The sequence below is a fragment of the Glutamicibacter sp. NPDC087344 genome (assembly GCF_044744225.1).
GTDB lineage: Bacteria > Actinomycetota > Actinomycetes > Actinomycetales > Micrococcaceae > Glutamicibacter.
Genome location: NZ_JBIUXY010000019.1, coordinates 25,761 through 42,042, shown reverse-complemented (window position 1 = coordinate 42,042; position 16,282 = coordinate 25,761). Strand labels below are relative to the sequence as shown.

General features: G+C 62.8%; 16 protein-coding genes and 1 pseudogene. 10 read left to right on the top strand and 7 right to left on the bottom strand.

Annotated elements, in window-relative coordinates; all coding sequences use genetic code 11:
* Both ACIOWL_RS20715 and ACIOWL_RS20710 read right to left on the bottom strand, forming a co-directional pair.
* Window positions 1-337 (bottom strand): annotated as a pseudogene (locus ACIOWL_RS20715) (hypothetical protein); the annotation flags it as partial.
* A 133-nt stretch (window positions 338-470) separates the two neighbouring features.
* Window positions 471-1,937 carry a DUF2079 domain-containing protein gene (locus ACIOWL_RS20710; RefSeq protein WP_400389731.1) on the bottom strand — a complete coding sequence of 489 codons (1,467 nt, stop codon included), beginning with the start codon at window positions 1,935-1,937 and terminating at the stop codon, window positions 471-473.
* Window positions 1,938-2,090: 153 nt separating this feature from the next.
* Between ACIOWL_RS20710 and ACIOWL_RS20705 the strand changes: the two genes are divergently transcribed.
* From ACIOWL_RS20705 to ACIOWL_RS20685, 5 genes are all read left to right on the top strand, one after another.
* Window positions 2,091-3,206 (top strand): VanZ family protein, encoded by a 1,116-nt coding sequence (locus tag ACIOWL_RS20705; protein ID WP_400389728.1) that lies wholly within the window; start codon window positions 2,091-2,093, stop codon window positions 3,204-3,206.
* A 133-nt stretch (window positions 3,207-3,339) separates the two neighbouring features.
* Window positions 3,340-4,107, top strand: a complete 768-nt coding sequence (locus ACIOWL_RS20700) for a DUF2637 domain-containing protein (RefSeq protein ID WP_400389726.1) — start codon at window positions 3,340-3,342, stop codon at window positions 4,105-4,107.
* 125 nt (window positions 4,108-4,232) lie between these two features.
* Entirely contained in the window at window positions 4,233-5,327 is a 1,095-nt protein-coding gene (locus ACIOWL_RS20695; RefSeq protein WP_400389736.1) for a GTP pyrophosphokinase family protein, read from the top strand.
* A 114-nt stretch (window positions 5,328-5,441) separates the two neighbouring features.
* Window positions 5,442-7,043, top strand: coding sequence for an ABC-F family ATP-binding cassette domain-containing protein (locus tag ACIOWL_RS20690; RefSeq protein WP_400389723.1), 1,602 nt, complete (start codon window positions 5,442-5,444; stop codon window positions 7,041-7,043).
* 12 nt (window positions 7,044-7,055) lie between these two features.
* Window positions 7,056-7,490 (top strand): hypothetical protein, encoded by a 435-nt coding sequence (locus tag ACIOWL_RS20685; RefSeq protein WP_400389720.1) that lies wholly within the window; start codon window positions 7,056-7,058, stop codon window positions 7,488-7,490.
* On the opposite strand, the gene ACIOWL_RS20680 is transcribed toward ACIOWL_RS20685, so the two are convergent.
* Genes ACIOWL_RS20680 through ACIOWL_RS20670 form a run of 3 tightly spaced genes read right to left on the bottom strand, consistent with a single transcriptional unit; the run spans window position 7,487 to window position 9,042 of the window.
* Window positions 7,487-8,389, bottom strand: coding sequence for an SURF1 family protein (locus ACIOWL_RS20680; RefSeq protein ID WP_400389717.1), 903 nt, complete (start codon window positions 8,387-8,389; stop codon window positions 7,487-7,489). The two genes, ACIOWL_RS20685 and ACIOWL_RS20680, sit on opposite strands and share 4 nt — an antisense overlap.
* On the bottom strand, window positions 8,390-8,635 hold the full coding sequence (locus ACIOWL_RS20675; RefSeq protein WP_400389714.1) for an acetone carboxylase: 246 nt from the start codon (window positions 8,633-8,635) through the stop codon (window positions 8,390-8,392).
* Window positions 8,635-9,042, bottom strand: coding sequence for a DUF3099 domain-containing protein (locus tag ACIOWL_RS20670; RefSeq protein WP_400389711.1), 408 nt, complete (start codon window positions 9,040-9,042; stop codon window positions 8,635-8,637). The genes ACIOWL_RS20675 and ACIOWL_RS20670 overlap by 1 nt, the downstream gene beginning before the upstream one ends.
* Window positions 9,043-9,235: 193 nt before the next feature.
* Between ACIOWL_RS20670 and ACIOWL_RS20665 the strand changes: the two genes are divergently transcribed.
* Window positions 9,236-9,958 carry a beta-ketoacyl-ACP reductase gene (locus ACIOWL_RS20665; protein WP_400389708.1) on the top strand — a complete coding sequence of 241 codons (723 nt, stop codon included), beginning with the start codon at window positions 9,236-9,238 and terminating at the stop codon, window positions 9,956-9,958.
* A gap of 44 nt (window positions 9,959-10,002) precedes the next feature.
* On the top strand, window positions 10,003-10,758 hold the full coding sequence (locus ACIOWL_RS20660) for an SDR family oxidoreductase (RefSeq protein ID WP_400389705.1): 756 nt from the start codon (window positions 10,003-10,005) through the stop codon (window positions 10,756-10,758).
* Between the two features lie 69 nt (window positions 10,759-10,827).
* Here ACIOWL_RS20660 and ACIOWL_RS20655 read toward each other — a convergent pair whose 3' ends face one another.
* A complete protein-coding gene (locus tag ACIOWL_RS20655) occupies window positions 10,828-12,573 on the bottom strand; it encodes a VanW family protein (RefSeq protein ID WP_400389703.1) in 1,746 nt (581 codons plus the stop codon).
* Between the two features lie 162 nt (window positions 12,574-12,735).
* Complete coding sequence (serB, locus tag ACIOWL_RS20650; RefSeq protein ID WP_400389700.1) at window positions 12,736-13,656, bottom strand: phosphoserine phosphatase SerB; 921 nt, start codon at window positions 13,654-13,656, stop codon at window positions 12,736-12,738.
* A gap of 142 nt (window positions 13,657-13,798) precedes the next feature.
* Between serB and ACIOWL_RS20645 the strand changes: the two genes are divergently transcribed.
* From ACIOWL_RS20645 to ACIOWL_RS20635, 3 genes are read left to right on the top strand one after another with little or no spacing between them, the layout of a single operon-like run.
* Window positions 13,799-14,584, top strand: coding sequence for an ABC transporter ATP-binding protein (locus ACIOWL_RS20645; RefSeq protein WP_400389697.1), 786 nt, complete (start codon window positions 13,799-13,801; stop codon window positions 14,582-14,584).
* A gap of 33 nt (window positions 14,585-14,617) precedes the next feature.
* Window positions 14,618-15,424, top strand: coding sequence for a sulfite exporter TauE/SafE family protein (locus ACIOWL_RS20640; protein ID WP_400389694.1), 807 nt, complete (start codon window positions 14,618-14,620; stop codon window positions 15,422-15,424).
* Window positions 15,417-16,262: a TrmH family RNA methyltransferase gene (locus ACIOWL_RS20635; RefSeq protein WP_400389692.1), complete on the top strand. Its 846-nt coding sequence runs from the start codon at window positions 15,417-15,419 to the stop codon at window positions 16,260-16,262. The genes ACIOWL_RS20640 and ACIOWL_RS20635 overlap by 8 nt, the downstream gene beginning before the upstream one ends.
* The last annotated feature ends 20 nt before the right edge of the window (window positions 16,263-16,282 follow it).

The window sequence follows — 16,282 nt, the reverse complement described above, 5'->3', positions numbered from 1 at the left end:
GGGCGTTGATGAGGTGTGAGCGGGCGCCGTTGGGGGAGCGTTTGCGGGCGAGGGCGACGGTGCTGGCGGCTCCGTGGGTGGGGTCGTCGAGGTAGAGGCCGTTGTTTTCGTTGGTGCGGAAGACTTCTTTTTCGAGTTGGTGGGCGAGCATGGTTTTGAGGTAGTCGTAGCTTGAGGTGAGGGCTTCGAGTTCTTCGATGGCGGTGGCGCAGTCGCTGGCGCTGCCGCAGTCCAGGATGTGGGTGAGTTTGGCGGACAGTGCGGTGAGCAGTTCTGCGCAGTCGGTGTGGATTGGTGGTATGGGTGGGCGGTGGCGTTGTTCCATTGCTTCGTACATGTGTTAATTGTACGGTGTTTGTTCGAATAAAGATTCGAATGTGGTGTTAGGATTCGCTCAAGAAAAACTAAAGATTGCCGAGTGCGGCAGATACGCTACGGGCCCGCCACCGAAAAGTGACGGGCCCGTGAGGCTAACGCTGAAGGTAGGAGGAGCACACCGGATCTACCGGGATATCGCGGTGCAGGACAAGGATTCCCTGGTCTTCGGGAGCGACCTGTTCGTAGCCCAAGGCGAGCGCTCGTTCCATTGCCTGATCCGGGGTGAGTGGATCCCAGCCGCCGAGCTCCTCGACGTTGAAGTCGATGATCATCCAGCTTGCGAGGTCATCGCCGATGTCGCCGTGCAATCCCACATAGGTGCGTGTTGTGAGGTGCGGGACCAGGCTGTCGGCTGCTTCGACGCAGACGTTGTCCGGGATCAGCGCGGCGGCCCGTTGTTTCGCGGCAATCAATTCCGCGGGCGGCCAACCCTGGCCGGTGATGGTTTTGTGCAGCGGGAACACAGCTGGGAAAAACAGGGTGGCGATCACCGAGATGGACAGCAACCAGATGGGAGCGATGAGCCGAACCCGGCGCCAGTTGAAGCGGAGGGCGAGTTTGCCCAGCACGTGGACCGCGGACATGATCAGGATCGGCGCCATGATGGCGTCGTACTGATACACCGGGGCCCAGGTGTTCAGCCGGTCGTTGAACAGGCGCGAGAGGAATAGCGGAGCGCCGAGGATCACATAGGGCGAGGCGAAGGGGAGCAGCAGCAGCGGCGCGAAAGACAGCAGCCACAGGGCCCACTTGAGCTGGTGGTCGAAGAGGATGGCGATCGACTGCAGCGGGTGGGTGAGCAGGAAAATCACGGCGGCGCTGGCACTGGCGCCCAGGGCGGTGTACTGCCAGTAGGAGAACTCGCCCTCGGGGGAGAACAGCGGGATGAAATACCCGGTGACCGCCAAGTAGCCCAAGAGCCCGAGTACGGCGGTCAGCGCCGCCTTGACCCACTGGCGGTGGAACAGCAGCACGATGCCGACGGCGACCATGGTGATTCCCATGTCTTCGCGAACCAGCAGCAGGCTGCTGGAAAGCCCTACCACCAGCCAGTAGCGGCCCTTGTCGAATGCCCAGATGATCCAGGCCATCAGCGGCACCCCGAAGGCGACCTCGTGGAAGTCCCAGTTGACGATGGCTTGGAAGGGCCACCACAACAGCAATGCCGCGCTGGTGAGCAGCGCGCCCAGGTGGCCGAAGCGGGCGCGGGTGAACAGGTACACCGGGATTGCGGTGGAAATCAGCAGCAGCGCCAGCACGATCCCGAGCATCCGCGGGTCGTTGAAGATCCAGTAAAACGGTGCGAGCACCGCGAGGATCGGGTGGAAATGATCACCCAGCAGGTTGAAGTCGACACCCTTGACCGGCACGATCGGCGCCTTGAACATGGCGTACTGGCGCACGGCCTGATCGAAGATTCCAAGGTCGTACCCGCGCGACTCGAATCGGGCAAAACGCAGGAACGAGTGGATGACGTACAGGATTCCTGCCGCACCCATGACCAGGCCGAGGTGCAGCTTTTGGGCACCGGTCATGGGTGCAGGAGTCGGGGTAGGCATGCGTTAAAGCTTATCGACTCGGCGCACCAATGCGTGAATCAGCCCTGCCCGCGCGTGTGGGCGCAAAAATTCTGCGAACTCCTAGTGAGCTGCCAGCTGCTCGCGGAGGAACACGGCGAGGATCGGCCCGGCAGGTGCGCTTAGATGGAAGATATGAACAGCATGATTTGGCCCGGGGCGATCGCCGTACTCGGCAGCCTGCTCTTTTTGGGCGCTGCCGGGGTATTTCTGCTCGCCGTGCAGTATCGCCGCCACGGACGCCTGTCCTGGCGGCGCACCATCACCACCGCGGCGGCCTCGCTGTACGGGTTCGCGCTGTTCAGCTACACCATGCTCCCGCTGCCCGCCACCCGGGATGCCTACTGCCGGCCTTCGGTGGCGGTGCCGCAGCTTCAGGCGGGACACTTCATCCAGGACTTCGCCGCCGCCTCCCAATTGGGCTTGCGCAGCTTCTCCACCAGCTTCACCCTGTGGCAGGTGCTGTTTAATATCATTTTGTTTATGCCCTTGGGCATCCTGGCGGTTCGCTGGCTGCGCGGCAATGTGCTGACCGCAGTGGTGCTGGGTCTGGTGGCGAGCCTGGCGATCGAGCTGACGCAGTACACCGGGATCTGGGGTTTGTATACGTGCGCCTACCGCGTGGCGGATGTGGACGACCTGATCATGAACACCTTCGGTGCCCTGCTGGGTGGGGCGGTTGCCTACCTGCCGGTTTTCGCCTTCCTCGCGCCTCCGCGCGAGCCCCGGGCCGCGAAAGCCCCGCCGCGCCCGGTGACCCGGCCACGCCGGGCGTTGGCGAATGTGTTCGACGCGGCATTCGCCACGGCCGGGGTACTGCTGTGCAGCGCGGGTGCGAACCTGGCGCAAAGGCTCGGCGGCCCGTCCGTGGACACGAAGCTGGTGGATTTGTGGGTGCCGACGGTGGTGGCGGCGCTGGTGTTCGCGCTGCCCGTCCTGGCACCGGGACGCGCCACGCTGGGCCAGCGCTGCGCCTGGATCAGGATCAGCGGCGCGCGCGGGCGCCCGGCGCCGGCGTGGCAGGCCGTGCTGCGCACCCTCCTTGGATTCGGCGGGATCACCTGGTGGGTCCACGTGTCTACCGGTATCGGGGAGAACCCGCAGGTGCCGGGGCTGAACACCGCGGTCTTGGTGTACGCCGCGATCAGTGCGGTGTGTTTTGTGCTGGTTCCCGGCACGCGGGCGCTGGCCGGGGTGCTCACCGGCACGGGATTTGCCGATCGGCGCGCCGCCGAGGCGGAAACTGTGTGAACGAACACGCCGCACGCGCCGAGGTTAAACGCTAAAATGGATCTGGTGCCCGGTGTGCGAAAAATCCAGGCCCGCCCGACTCGCGTCAGCTGAACGTCCCCAATGATCCGAAAGCATAGGTTCCAAGCGAAGCATGGAAGACATCAAACCAGAAGTTCCGAACGAACCGCATAAGGCCGTACTCGGAACCGCAGTCGGCGCCACGGTCCTGATCGCCATTGGCGCATTCGTCCTGTCATTCGCAGCCCTGACCGATCTGGCCGAACGCTCCGGCATCCAGTCGAACCTCGCCTGGATCTGGCCGATCATCATCGACGGCATGATCGTCGCGGCCACCGTGGCCATCGTGGCGCTGAACGGCTTCAACCGTCGCGCCATGATCTACCCGTGGTCGCTGCTGTTTTTCGGCGCGATCGTCTCGACCGCCGCGAACTCGACCCACGCCATCCTGACGGTTGACTCGATCGTCAACGGCGTCCCGCCGCTGGTCTCCGCGCTGGTCGCGGCGATGCCGCCGATCGTGCTGCTGGCGATTACCCACCTGACCGTTCACATGTACCAGAAGAAGTCGGAAGCCGCGAAGATCCGCGCGGAAATCGAATTCGATGAGGAACGAGAAAACGCCGAGAAGTACGGCGTGGCCTACGACGACGGCTACAACGCGGCCCTCAGTGACGCCAAGGGTGCCGAAGACGAGCGCTTCGCCCAGCTTGCGCAGGAGCACCAGGACGATCTGGCCCGCGTCCGCGCGGAAGCCATCGCCGCGGCCCGCAACGATGCCAAGGTGACCCCGATCAAGCCGGCCGCCGGCGCCAAGGAAACCGCCGCCAGCGCACCGGGGGAGGAAGACGCCAAGGCCCCGCTGTACGAGGATATGGCCAAGCGCCTGACCCGCCCGTAATCCGCAGCATCCCAAATTTCCCCAAGAATTCTCAATTTTTTCCCCGAGGGGCGTAACCTGCGGGTTGCGCCCCTTGATTTTCCCCGCTTCTCACGCGGCACCAGGTGTTTTAGGAGGCATCAGTGATGGATCCACAATCGCAGGCGAACAACGACGAATTCTCCGCACAGATCGCCGCCGCCGTCGAACAGTACGGCACGGTCTCCGGTGAGCTGAAAACCGTGCTTAACGCCATGAAAGCCAAGATCCGGCGGCTCTTCGCAGACAGCGAGGTGCAGCCGCTATTCATCACCGGACGGGTGAAGTCCGCAGATTCCTTCCAGGCCAAGGCCTCGCGCCGGTTGCAGGAAAACCCTGACAGCGACCCGGTGCTTGAATTCCCGCACCCGTTGCGCGAGGTGCACGACATGGTGGGGATTCGTATCATCGTGATGCTGCCCCATGAGATCCAGCAGGTCGCCAGCCTGATCAAGTCGCACCGCGAAGCCTTCGACTGCCGCAGCGACCGCGAAAAGGACATCGGTTCGGTGGAATCCGGGACCTACGGCTACTCCTCTCGCCACCTGCTGCTCAAGACCCGCAACGAGCCGACGGTGCGCCGTTTCCAGGAAGCGCTGGGCAAAGGCGTGGTGCCCAGCGGCAACTTCGTTTTCGAGGTGCAGATCCGCACCATCTTGCAGCATGCCTGGAGCGAGATGGAACACGACATTCGCTTCAAACATCCCGGTGAGGCCGCCTGGAACCCGCAGATCGACCGCCATTTCACCGCCACCGCCGCGATGCTGGAAACCGTTGAAAACTACTTCACCGACATCGACGAGCTCTACCACAGGCTCAACGGCTACCACGACAAGAACGGGCTCGGCGCGGGGAAACTGACCGGGGAGAAGATCGGCGAAATCTGGCAGACGCTGTTGCCCCACGTGGATCGCAAACGGGATGACGACTGGTCCTGGGCCGCTGAACTGCTCGGCGCGCACGGGATCGACCAGACCTGGCAACTGGTTGGCCTGCTGGATGCCGAGGTGGTGCGCGAGGTGCGCGCGGCCCTGGACCACCGCTACTCGCCGGGTCCGGACCGGCTGCTGGACGACGTGCTGCTCTGGCGTTTCGGCAAGGAGCACATCAAAAAAACCAGCGGCTCGGACCTGCGTCGCGAGGCTTCGCTCAGCCGCCGGCTGATCCAGATGAACGACTACCGCACCTCGCTGAAGGGCTGAGGCTGTCGAGTCAAACACATCAGGTCGCACCCGGCTCGTTGCACGGCTAAACTAGTTAAGTTGCCCTTGTGACGGGGCGCTAAATTTTGCCGGACCCGCTGAAAGGCCCACCCTATGATTTCCGTAGCCAACCTCGAGCTACGCGTTGGCGCCCGCCTCCTGATGGATGAAGTGAACTTCCGTATCGACAAGGGCGACAAGATCGGGCTGGTGGGCCGCAACGGCGCCGGAAAAACCACCATGACCAAGGTGCTGGCCGGGGAAACCCAGCCAACGCAGGGCGAGGTGACCCACAAGGGGTCCATCGGCTACCTGCCGCAGGATCCCAAAACCCCTGACATGGAGCAGCTGGCCCGCGACCGCATCCTCGGTGCCCGCGGTCTTGACGTGGTGCTCAACAAGCTGGCCCAGGCCCGCGAGGACATGGCCAGCGATGACGCCGCGGTCTCCGCGAAGGCGATGCGCCGCTACGACCGGCTGGAAGCCGAATTCATCGCCGCCGGCGGGTACGCCGCGGAATCCGAGGCCGCCGCGATCTGCGCCAACCTGGATCTGCCCGAACGCATCCTGAACCAGCCGCTGCGCACCCTCTCCGGCGGCCAGCGCCGCCGTGTGGAGCTGGCGCGGATCCTGTACTCGGATGCCGAAACGCTGCTGCTCGACGAGCCGACCAACCACCTGGACGTGGACTCCATCGTGTGGCTGCGCGACTTCATCAAGAACTACCCGGGCGGTGTGCTGATGATCAGCCACGACACCGGCTTGCTGGATGAAACCGTGAACAAGGTGCTCTACCTGGATGCCAACCGCGCCACGGTGGATGTGTACAACATGAACTGGAAGCGCTACCAGGTGCAGCGCGAAACCGATGAGCGCGCCCGCAAGCGCGAGCGCGGAAACATCGAGAAGAAGGCCTCGGTGCTGTTGGCCCAGGCCAACAAGATGAAGGCCCGCGCATCCGGTGCCTCCGCGGCGCAGTCGATGCTCAAGCGTGTGGACCGCATGCTGGCCGGGTTGGAAGATGTGCGCGCCCATGACAAGGTCGCGGCGCTGCGTTTCCCGGATCCGGCTCCCTGCGGCAAGACCCCGCTCATGGCCGAGGGCCTGTCCAAGGCCTACGGCTCGTTGGAGATCTTCACCGATGTGTCGCTGGCGATCGACCGCGGCTCCAAGGTGGTCATCCTGGGGCTGAACGGCGCCGGCAAGACCACCCTGCTGCGTATGCTCGCCGGGGTCTCCGAGCCTGACTCCGGGAGCATCGTTCCGGGGCACGGGCTGAAGATCGGCTACTTCGCGCAGGAACACGACACCCTGGATTCCGAGGCGACGGTGCTGGAAAACATGCGCCGCAACGCCCCGGAACACCTGGGGGACGCCGACGTGCGCTCGATCCTGGGTTCATTCATGTTTGTGGGAGACGATGTCTCCAAACCGGCCGGGGTGCTCTCCGGCGGCGAGAAAACCCGCCTGGCGCTGGCCACCATCGTGGCCTCCAGCGCCAACGTGCTGCTGCTGGATGAGCCGACCAACAACCTGGACCCGGCCTCCCGCGCCGAGGTGCTCGGCGCGCTGTCCACCTTCCCGGGCGCCGTGGTGATGGTTTCCCACGATGAGGGAGCGGTCATGGCGCTCAAACCCGAACGCGTGGTGATCCTGCCGGACGGCGACGAGGACCTGTTCAGCGAGGACTACTTGGAATTGGTCACCCTGACCTAGTAGCATGGCCGCATGTCGGCCCCTCGTTCTGCAGCTGGTGCCGCCGGGATTTTCCTGGCGGCACTGCTGTGTGCCGGCTGCGCGGCCCCGCAGCAGCCTCGGATACCGAATGCCAACTGGTCGCTGCTTGGCGCCGACCCGTCCCCGCAAGACACCGCCCTGCAGGTGGGTGTGGTGCGCGCGGACTGCGCCGGCGGGAAGACCGGGCAGGTCACCGGCGCCGATGTCCAGTTGGGTGCCCAGCAGGTGGTCGTGGGCGTCTTCGTGGAAGAACTCGCCGAGGGCGCCTACTCTTGCCCGAGCAACGACACCGTGCCCTACACCCTTGAATTGGGTGAGGCTTTGGGGGAGCGCGAGCTGGTGGACGGGGCCTGCCTCGAGGCGCAGTACGAATCCAGCCCCGCATGCGGCAACGGCGGCCTGCGCTACCAGCCCCCGGTCAACTAGCGGGCGTCGCTCGGTGTTTCCTGCCCGTCCAGCAACGCGTCCTCGATGGCCTCATCGGTCAGCGAGCCATCGCGGCGGTGCTGCTTGGGTCCCTTGATGCGCACCTTGCGCACGGTATGCACCGGTTCCTCGTAGCCCAGCGCGCGGGCCTCTTCCAGCTCGGCGGCTTCCTCGGCGTTGATTTTCTTCTGCGCGCGCGCCGCGTACCAGAAGCCGACAAATGCCAGCACCCCGAAGATGTACCACTGGATCTCGTAGGACAGGTGCGGTCCTTCATCCATGTCCGGCGCGTCCAACGGCTGCGGAGCCAGCTCGGGGGCCGGGGTTTCCTCGTACATGATGCCGTAGGAGCCCTGCGCGATCGGGTAGCCGAGCGCATTCTGGTAGTCCTCAAGCTGAATGGTGGCCAGCTGGCCTTCCGGAGCGCCGCGGTCAAGCCGGATCTCTCCGGGCTTCAGCCTGGCCTTGAGGGTGACTTCACCGGTTGGCGGGGCGGGAATGCTGTCCGGGTGGCCGCTTTCCTGGTTGCCGATGGGAAGGAACCCGCGGTCGATCACCACCACCTGCCCGTCGGTGGTCTTGAACGGCACCAGCACCTCGTACCCCGGGGAGCCGGCCTTGATGCGGTTGCGCACAATCCTTGAATCGTCGTTCAGGTAGCTGCCGGTCAGCTCGACGGTGCTCCAGATTTTGTCTTCGGGCAGCGCCTGGAAGTAGTCCAGGGCCGCCTGCCCGGTGAGCGGGGCGGCGAAGTAGTTTTTGTTCACCCGCTCGATGCCGGTCAGCACCTGCTGGCGCCGATCGGCCTGCCAATTGCCCAGCGAGACACAGGCCGCGGCGAAGACGGCGACCAGCAACAGCCAGCCGATCCAGCGCGAGCTGGCCAGAAAACGATACATCTAGTGTTGTGCTCCTTGGGCATCGTGCAATGGGAGGGTTTGTTTGTAGAGCAGCCGATCCTTGAGATAGGACTCAAGCCACTGCACATGCTCCTCGCAGGCAAGCCAGGTTTTGCGGCGTTCGGGGGTGTGGATCTTCGGGTTGTTCCACAGCAAGCGGTACTGCGCGTCGTGGCGGCAGCCCTTGCGCGAACACTGGACCGGGGCTGCGGCCCCTGGTCCTGACAATGATCCAAGCAGGTCCATCAGTTCTCCTTGCCCGGCGGCGTCTGCGAATCGGTGTCCTCGCTCAGGGTGCCGTCGATCACCTCGGCGCCGTCCGGCGCTGGGGCGATATCCGGGCCGCCGGCCTCAAGCGCCGCCGGTTCGCTGGGCTTGAAAAATTCGGCCGGGGGTTCACGGCGGGTCAGGTCCGCCCCGCCGTTGGCGATCACCACCGCAATGTAGGGCAGGAAGATCGCACCGATCAAAAAGAACCAGCGCAGCCAGTCGGTGGTGAAAAATGCAAGCACAAAACACACCACACGAACCGTCATGGTGATTGCGTACTTGCGCACACGAGAATCCTGCTCGACGCTGTGGGACTCGCGAGCTTCGGTTATTCGGTGCACCTGGGGCTCGTTTGAGTTGTGGTGCGCGTGCTGGTGCGACATTGAGTGGAACTTCACTTGATCGAGGTTTGGTGCTTTTATTGTCTCACTCACGGCCCCGAGAATCGAATTTCTACCGAACGTCGAAGCGGTAAAACCCGGTGGTAACAAATAGGATTGACTACAGAAGCAGCCACTGACCTAGGCGCAGCGCACCCCAACAGGTTATTTTGCCGCGCCCGAACGGAGATTTAGATTGACTAGCGAAGCAACAACCGGCCGCAGCGTCCTGGTGACCGGCGGCAACCGTGGAATCGGTTTGGCCATCGCCCGGGCCTTTGAAGCCAACGGCGATCAAGTTGCCATCACCTACCGCAGCGGCGAGGTTCCTGCCGGGTTGCTGGGGGTCAAGGCCGACGTGACCGACGCCGAATCGATCGACGCGGCCTTCAAGGAAGTCGAGGCGGCCCACGGTCCGGTGGAGGTCCTGGTGGCGAACGCCGGAATGACCAAGGACACTTTGTTGCTGCGGATGAGCGAAGACGACTTCACCTCGGTGATCGACACCAACCTCACCGGTGCCTTCCGGGTGGTGAAGCGCGCGGCCAAGGGAATGATCCGGCTGCGTCGCGGGCGTGTGGTATTGATCTCCTCCGTGGTGGGCCTGTACGGCTCGCCGGGCCAGATCAACTACGCGGCCTCCAAATCCGGTCTGGTGGGCATCGCCCGCTCGCTGACCCGTGAACTCGGCTCACGCGGAATCACCGCGAATGTGGTGGCCCCCGGGTTCATTAACACCGAGATGACCGCGGTGCTGCCCGAAGAAACCCAGAAGGGTTACCTGGCGAGCATCCCGGCCAACCGCTTCGCACAGCCCGAGGAGGTCGCCAACGTGGTCCGCTGGATCGCCAGCGACGAGGCCGGGTACATTTCCGGTGCGGTGATCCCGGTCGACGGCGGACTGGGTATGGGCCACTAGCCCCTCTGCCCACCAAAGTTTTTCCCATTTTAGACAAGGAGTATGTGAAGTTGAGCGATTTTAAAGGTGCAGTAGTCACCGGTTCTTCCCGCGGTATCGGTGCGGTGACCGCGCAGTTGCTGGCCGAGCAGGGCATCGGCGTGGTGGTGAACTACCGCGCCAAGGCTCCGCGCGCCAACAAGATTGTCGCCGCGATTCAGGACAAGGGCGGCCAGGCGGTTGCTGTCGGCGCCGATTTGACCACCGTCGAGGGCCCGCAGGCGCTGGTTGACGCCGCCATTGAGAACTTCGGCTCGCTGGATGTGGTGGTGCTCAACGCCTCCGGCGGCATGGAAACCTCGATGGGGGAGAACTACGCGCTGCGCCTGAACCGCGACGCCCAGGTTGCCATGTTGCAGGCCGCGCTGCCGAAGATGAGTGCCGGCGGCCGCGTGGTGTTTGTGACCAGCCACCAGGCCCACTTCATCAACGATGTTTCCACCATGGACGCCTATGACGCGGTAGCCAAGTCCAAGCGCGCCGGTGAAGACGCGCTGCGCGAACTGATCCCGCAGCTGACCGAGAAAAACATCAGTTTTGTGGTGGTTTCCGGCGACATGATCGAGGGCACCATCACCGCGACCCTGCTGAACCGCATGGAGCCAGGCGCCATCGAGGCCCGTCGCGAGCAGGCCGGCAAGCTGTACTCGGTTGAAGAATTCGGTGCCGAGGTCGCCAAGATGGTGTTCGCCGAGGTTGAAACCGGGCACACCGAGCTGGTGGGCGGCGCCGAGGATTTCCTGAAGAACGCGGGCAAGTAGAACTCAAAAGGGGGCTGCGCCTCCCACCGGATGGGTGGAAGGCGCAGCCCCCTTTTTCAGGTTAAGCCGTTAGTCGCAGACGATCTTGTTCCATGGGCTGTAGGTCCAGGATTTGGTCTCTGCCGGAAGCTTCTTGGAACCGTCGATGGTTTCCCGGTAGCGGGTGATATCGATGGAGAATCCCTTTTTGCCCCCGGATTCGGGGATGCACTGATCGGCGCTGTTATGCACCGTGGTCGGGTCGGTCTGGTTGTACTTCCCCGAGCTGTCCTGGCTGACTTTCCAGTACTTGGTCGACCACAGCCGGGTGTGCACCTCGTTGTCCGATACCCACGCCTGGATCATCACGCCGTACGGGGTGTTGTTCTCCCACACCATGTCGACCTGGCCCTCCCATAGGGTGGCTTCGCGGCCCGCCGGGTAACGGTCGAACCACCGCGAATGAGGTTTGTGGGTGATGTCGTCGTAGCCGGCCAGGAAACCCACGTTGTACATCTGGGTGGAGATCTGCGACAGCCCGCCGCCGACCGCCTCGGCGCTGAAGCCGTTTTCCACCACACCGGAGCTGAAGTAGCCGTTCGCGGTGGTGATGGGGCCCAAGGCATCGAGCAGCGAGAACCGTTCACCTGGCTTGATCACGATGCCGGTGACCCGGGCCGAGCCGGCCTTCAGGTTCTTGGTGCGCACGGTGTCATAGGTGGGGTAGGGGGTGGAGAACTCGACGATCTCCTCCTTGATTCCCAGTTTCTGTGCATCCTCGGTGGTGAACTCGGCGTCGGTTTCCGTCATGGCGACCTCGGCCTGGCGGTTTTCGCTCTGGCTGGCTGCAAGCACCTTGGTGCCCAGGTCCTTGGTTTCCAGCGAGATGCCCTTGACCGATTTCTGAATGGAGGGTTTGCCGTCCTTCAGGACGATCTTGGCATCCTTGGCGGTGCTTGAAAGATCCGAGTTCTTGGTTGCCGCCGCGTAGAGCTTTTCGTCATCCAGGCTCAGCTTCGGTTCGCCGTCGGCCGGCGCATAGGTCGCCGCGGCGGCCATGGACTTCGGGGAGACCGTGGTGGTTTTCTCGCCGGAGACCAGCGTGACATCGCCCTTGAGCAGCGAGGTGACCTGCTGATCGTAGAAATCCTGAAGTTTCTGCGCCGATACCTCGGGTTCAACAACCTTTGCCGGCAAATCGATCACCGGCCCGGCGATCTCCCAGCCTTGGGTAATCTGCGCCGCCGCGTCGGCCACGTTCAGCTCAACACCCTGAACCGGATCGGTCAGGGTCGCCCGGCCGTCCTTGAAGACGATGGTGCCCTCGGCGACCTTGGTGTCGGCGGTCTCGGCAAGTTTTCCTAGCTGAGCGGTGAGTTTGTCCTGATCGACCTCGATGACCGCCTGCGTGGAGAAATCACCGGTGAGCCGCTCGTAGAGCTTGACCGGGTTGATCTCGAAGTCGGTGAGATCGGAGATGGTCCGCTCGACGTTCAGGCTCAAGCCGGCCTTCACCGGATCAAGGGTGTAGTCCTTGTCGTTGATGGTGAGTTTCAGCGGTTCCTGGGCCAGCGGCACAACCTGGGATTCCAAGGCGGTGCGCGCTTCATCCTGGTTCAGCGAACCGATGTTGACGCCGGCGATAGTCGCGTCCGCGGGGACCTGGGAGCTGATCAGGGCGGCCGCGCCAAAGTAGGCTGCGGCCGCCGCGATCACACAGGAACCGGTAATGATCCACGGTTTGGCCGGGCTTTTGCGTTTGCCGCGTTTCGGGTCGCCGGCTGGAGTGGCGGCATTGAACACATTCGAGGAACTGTCCGGGCTTGGGGTCTGCACTGGTCTATTGACTCTTTCACAAAACGGTCAGATTACGGCACATACCCCGAGCGGCTGTCCGGGTCAAGGGTTGCGTCACCTGAAATACTATCGGCTTGAACAACCAACAAGTCGCGAACCAGCGTTTTCTGCGCGAATCGTTATCGAGTTGTTGGAATTCACCTAGTTGAGGTCGTCCAAAACCAGGTCCGCGATGACATCGAGGCGTGAGAAGTTGATCTGGGCGCCGGCCTGCTGCTTCAATGCAGGCTTGGCATTGAATGCCACACCGAGCCCGGCGGCGGTCACCATGTCCAGGTCGTTGGCGCCGTCTCCGGCGGCGATCGTGGCCGCCATCTCGATCTGGTGTTCGGCGGCCCAGGCGCGCAGCATCTCTTCCTTGGTGGCGCGGTCGACAATTTTTCCGTGCACGGTTCCATCAAGCACCGAGTCCTTGATTCCCAAGGTGTTCGCCAACGCATGATCCAGGTTCAGCTGCGTGGCCAGCGGGTCGAGGATCTGCTGGAAACCGCCGGAAACCACCCCGACTTTGTGCCCCGCCGCGTGGAACCGCTGCACCAGTTCACGGGCGCCATCGGAGAAGATGATCCGTTCGCCAACCTCGGCGAGCACGGAGATCGGAAGGCCCTTGAGCGTTGCCACCCGCTGGATCAGCGATTGCGCGAAATCCAGTTCGCCGCGCATTGCCGCCTCGGTGACTTCGGCGACCTCTTGTTCGCGTCCCGCATGGGCCGCCAACAATTCGATGACTTCCTGTTTGATCAGGGTCGAATCCACGTCCATCACCAACAGCAGCTGTTTTGCCTCGCTCAGGGCGCCGTCGATCGCCGTGAGGCAGATATCCGATTCGGCGACGGCACCGGAAACAACCTGGGCGCTCAGGAACTGCGCGGCGGCCTGACGCGCGGTGCGGGTGTCTGAGTGGTCAAGTGCGATTTTGGCGACCAAGCGCTCGCTGCTGGTGCGAATGGTGACTTCGGCGTCGGCGGGGATCAAACCCGCGGTGCGTGCGCTGGACAACAGGGTTTCGAAGTTGTCGCGGGGCAAGGACGGGCGGGAGACAAAAACAAGGGAAGAAGCCATACACCCATTTTGGTCGGCGTGCGCTGTGCGACCAAAAATGACGTGGCCAAGTCATTCTGTGAACTGTGAGGCGCAACAATCGAAGTCAGAATGTGGTTGCCAATTAGCGAATCATGGGGTGCGAAGTCTAGGCTTAAATACCATGAGCGAAGTGCTAACTTTCAACGATGTCAGCGTGGTGCGCGGACGTAAAGACCTGCTCAAGGATGTTTCCTGGCAGGTTAACGAGGGCGAACGGTGGATTGTGCTCGGCCCGAACGGCGCCGGCAAGTCCACGCTGATGAACATTGCTTCCACCCGGTTGCACCCCACCCGGGGCACCGCGGGCATCCTGGGCGAGACCCTGGGTCGTGTGGATGTTTTCGAGCTGCGCCCACTGATTGGTTTGAGCTCGGCGTTGGTTGCCAACTCGATCCCGGGCAACGAAACCGCACTGAATGTGGTGCTGACTGCTGCCTACGGGATGACCGGGCGGTGGCGTGAGAAGTACGAAAAACTCGATGAGCGTCGTGCGTTTGGCTTGCTGCATGACTGGGGTATGTCAACCTTCATGAATCAGCAGTTCTTCAAACTCTCGGAAGGAGAACGCAAACGTGTTTTGATTGCCCGTGCGTTGATGACCGACCCTGAACTGCTGATCCTCGACGAACCGGCAGCGGGCCTGGATCTGGCGGGCCGGGAGAGTCTGGTTGCCAAACTCGGCGAGTTGGCCAGCGATGAATACGCCCCGGCCTTGGTGCTGGTCACCCATCACCTCGAAGAGATCCCCGAGGGTTTCACCCACATCCTGATGCTTCGCGAAGGACAGGTGGTTGCCGCTGGCGACATCGACTCGACCTTGACCGAGGAGAATCTGAAAGCAACCTATTCAATGCAGCTGACCCTGCGTCGCGAGGGCGGCCGTTTTTCGGCGTTCGCTCGTAGTTAATAGTTTTATCCCAGAGAAGGGGAACCTGGCACTGTGCTTGATTTTTGGCGTGAAGCCCTCATTTTTTTCGGCGGGCTATGGGCCGGAACCATCAACACCGTGGTGGGTTCGGGAACCCTGGTAACTTTCCCGATTCTTGTGGCGTTGGGATTTGCCCCGGTTAATGCGGTGGTATCCAACGCCATGGGTTTGGTTGCCGGGGGATTCTCCGGTGCCTGGGGGTATCGGCGTGAAGCCGCCAGCGTCAAGGGCACCTTGCTGAAGCTGGTCCCGGTGTCATTGGTCGGCGGCCTGATCGGTTCGCTGCTGTTGCTGAACCTTCCCGAGTCGGTTTTCGGGGTGGTTGCACCGATTCTGCTGGTGTGCGCCCTGGTGCTGGTGATTTTCCAGCCGCGTTTGTCCGCGTGGGCCAAGACCCGGCAGGCTGCCCAGGGCGGGACGGATCCGGATGCCGCGGACCGCGCCAAAATTCCGCTGATCCTCTACATCCTGGTGTTTGTGATCGGAATCTACGGCGGATACTTCACCGCCGCGCAGGGTGTGCTGCTGATGGCGGTCTTCGGAGTGTTCCTCCAGGCTTCGCTGCAGCAGTCGAACGCCATCAAGGTGATCCTGTCGCTGATCGTCAACCTGATTGCCGCGGTGATGTACCTGATCATTGCCCCGGAGAGGATTCATTGGCTCGTTGTGCTGCTGATCGCCGTTGGTTCGCTGATCGGCGGGTTCATTGGCGCGAAGGTGGGACGCAAGCTTTCGCCCGGTTGGTTGCGAGCGGTGATTGTTGTGCTGGGCCTGGTGGCCCTGGCGAACATGGTGTACAAGTTGGTTTCAGGTGCCTGAGTTTCCCGTGGAGATTGTTAATCCAGAGCGGATCTTGCGCGTCGCAGAACTTGAGGATGCGCGGCTGGATGAATACCTGCGTCTTTCCGAAGCGCACCTGAGGATGCGCACCGATGTGGAAAACGGGCTGTATATAGCCGAAAGCACCAAGGTGGTGCAACGGGCGATCAACGCCGGGCACGTGCCGCGCAGCTTTTTGCTGGCCGAAAAACACCTGGGACAGCTCGTTGAGGAATTCAACCGATTCCCGGAGGCCCCGATTTTTATCGGTGAGGACTCGCAGCTGGAGGACCTGGTGGGTTTCCACCTGCACCGCGGTGCCATGGCGGCCATGAACCGCCCGGATCCGCTGGATTTGGACCAATTGCTGACCACTAGTTCGCGCGTGGCGATCTTGGAAGACATCGCTGACCATACAAATCTCGGCGCCATCATCCGCTCGGCCTCCGGGTTGGGTATCGATGCGGTACTGCTCACGCCGAAGTGCGTCGATCCCTGGTACCGGCGCAGTGCGCGGGTCTCCATGGGCACGGTTTTCGACCTTCCCTGGGTGCGGCTTGAATCGTGGCCGGAGGATGTGGCGCGGATCAGGTCCCACGGATACAAGATCCTGGCCATGGAGCTTACCGAAGACGCTGTGCCCCTGAATGAGGTTCAGTTGGCCAAGGGTGAGAAGGTGGCAATGATCCTTGGTAACGAGGGCCGCGGCGTCACCGATGAAGCTTTGGCAGCGGTGGATGCGACGGTCATCATTCCGATGCATCGCCAGGTTGATTCGCTGAACGTCGGCGCGGCCAGCGCCATCGCCTTCTGGCACCTGTGCTCCTCGCCACGCTGAGTGGTTTTTGCCCTGCGGGC